The sequence below is a fragment of the Streptomyces sp. 8P21H-1 genome (assembly GCF_013302945.1).
On sequence record NZ_JABTYA010000071.1, the window covers coordinates 1 to 2,241 of the forward strand.

Below are 2,241 nucleotides of genomic sequence, written 5' to 3' on the forward strand. Positions count from 1 at the left end.
GGGACGGGCCGGGAGCTGCGGCCGAGGACGGGCCGGGGGCCGCGGCCGGAGCGAGGTCCGTGTCGGGCAGGTTTGGCGAGGACCGCGCCGGGACCGGGGCCGGGGGCGGGCGGCGCTCCGGGGTGATGCCTGACGGGTAGAGGAGCAGATGGCCGGCCAGGATCGCGATCTCCAGGGCCGTCGCCTTCAGCAGGGTCGGGGAGAGCACGGCCGGCCCGGTGGGCAGCAGGCGCCGGCAGAGTGGAAGAAGGGGCGGCAACGCCCTCGTGAGCCTCATGGCCGACCTCCTGTCGGCGCACGGCGGGAGCCCCTCCGTCCCCCGTGTGCCCTCGTGGGAAGCCGGTGCGTGAGGACGGCGACGGTGCACGTGCTGTCGCCGGTGCGCCGTACCACCCCGTCGCGCGGCCGGCGGCGCGGAGGTGCGGTGATCCCGTAGCGGTCTCCCTCGCGCTCCTTCCGCCCGCGAGCCGTGTGTCGCGGTGTGCGGGATCGGCGCGCTGCGAACTTGTCCCACTGTGTGATTTCCCCCTCGGTCTCCACCGCGAAACAGCCGGCTGCGGGATGCTGGAGATAACGTTCGTTCACCAGCGGCAGATCTCTGCAGATCGGGTGCAGTCGGTTCATGGAGGCAGTGATGGGTGTGGCAGCCGGTCCGATCCGCGTGGTGGTGGCCAAACCGGGCCTCGACGGGCACGACCGCGGGGCGAAGGTGATCGCGCGGGCGCTGCGGGACGCGGGCATGGAGGTCATCTACACCGGTCTCCACCAGACACCCGAGCAGATCGTGGGTACGGCGATCCAGGAGGACGCCGACGCGATCGGTCTCTCCATCCTGTCGGGCGCGCACAACACGTTGTTCGCCGCGGTGATCGAGCTCCTGAAGGAGCGGGACGCGACGGACATCAAGGTGTTCGGGGGCGGGATCATCCCCGAGGCGGACATCGCGCCGCTCAAGGAGAAGGGTGTCGCCGAGATCTTCACGCCCGGGGCGACGACCACGTCGATCGTGGACTGGGTGCGGACGAACGTGCGGCAGCCGGCGTAAGGGTGCCGGGACGCCGGTGGTCCGGCGGGGCGCGCGGCTCCCCGCGCCCCCGGGCGGGGGCGCGGCCGGATCACGGGGCCGGGACCGTGAACTCAGCCTGCATGGTGGCTCGCAGGCGCAGTGTGGTCAGCAGGCGCTGGAAGGATTCCGCCCAGTAGCTTCCGGCGCCCGGGGCCGCGTCCTCCGGTTCGTCGGGGACGGCGGTCAGGGCTTCCAGGCGGACGGCCTCCGCCGGGTCCAGACAGCGTTCGGCCAGTCCCATGACGCCGCTGAAACTCCATGGATAACTCCCCGCGTCGCGCGCGATGTTCAGCGCGTCCACCACGGCCCGGCCCAGTGGGTCGGTCCAGGGCACCGTGCAGACCCCGAGCAGCTGGAACGCCTCGGACAGTCCGTGCACCGCTATGAACCCCGCCACCCATTCGGCCCGCTCCGCGGCCTCCAGCGTGCCGAGCAGCTTGGCCCGCTCGGCGAGGGACACCGCTCCGGGCCCGCCCGCCTCCGGCGCCGCCGGTGTCCCCAGCAGTGCTCTGGACCAGGAGGGGTCGCGCTGGCGTACCGCCGCCCGGCACCACGCGGCGTGCAGCTCGTCCCGCCAGTCGTCGGCCACGGGCAGCGCCACGATCTCCTCCGGCGTACGCCCCCCGAGCCGCCGCGACCAGGTGCCGAGCGGCGCCGCCTCCACCAGCTGGCCCAGCCACCAGGAACGTTCGCCCCGCCCGGTCGGGGCCTTGGGCACCACGCCGTCCCGCTCCATGCCGGCGTCGCACTCGTGTGGTGCCTCCACCACTATCGTCGGCGTGCTCCGCGTGTGGTCGATCGCGACGCAGGATCCCGCCCGCTGCGCCATCCGCCCGGCGAGCGCCGAGGCGGGCAGCGCGGACAGCAGCTCCGCCGCCGTGGCCCGCACGTTGCGGCTCCGGTCCGCCAGTGCCTGCTCCAGGAACGGCTCGTCCGCCCCGCACAGCCCCGTCCGCAGCGAGTCGAGGAACATCAGCCGGTCCTCGGCCCGCTCCGACGCCCACGTCGTGGCGAGCAGGTCCCGCGCGCCCGCCGCGTCCCTTGCCCGTACAGCGGACAGGAGGGCGACCCGCTCCGCGAACAGCCCCTCCTCCCACAACCGCCGGATCCGCTCCGGCTCCCCGGGGCCGGGCAGGGCCGCGCCGCCGCCCGGCGCCGACCGCAGTGCGAACCGC

General features: G+C 74.1%; 2 protein-coding genes and 1 pseudogene. 1 reads left to right on the forward strand and 2 read right to left on the reverse strand.

Annotated features, from left to right (window positions below):
- Nucleotides 1-277: pseudogene (locus HO151_RS07165) on the reverse strand (hypothetical protein); the annotation flags it as partial.
- 357 nt (nt 278-634) lie between these two features.
- Between HO151_RS07165 and HO151_RS01475 the strand changes: the two are divergent.
- A complete protein-coding gene (locus tag HO151_RS01475) occupies nt 635-1,045 on the forward strand; it encodes a cobalamin B12-binding domain-containing protein (protein WP_173894326.1) in 411 nt (136 codons plus the stop codon).
- A 70-nt stretch (nt 1,046-1,115) separates the two neighbouring features.
- Here HO151_RS01475 and HO151_RS01480 read toward each other — a convergent pair.
- The coding region (locus HO151_RS01480) for a DUF5691 domain-containing protein (RefSeq protein ID WP_173894327.1) at nt 1,116-2,241 on the reverse strand (1,126 nt) is incomplete at its 5' end.

What these genes read in the sequence shown, in the direction of transcription:
- HO151_RS01475 (WP_173894326.1), top strand. Translation starts at nt 635, where the DNA reads ATGGGTGTGGCAGCCGGTCCGATCCGCGTGGTGGTGGCCAAACCGGGC.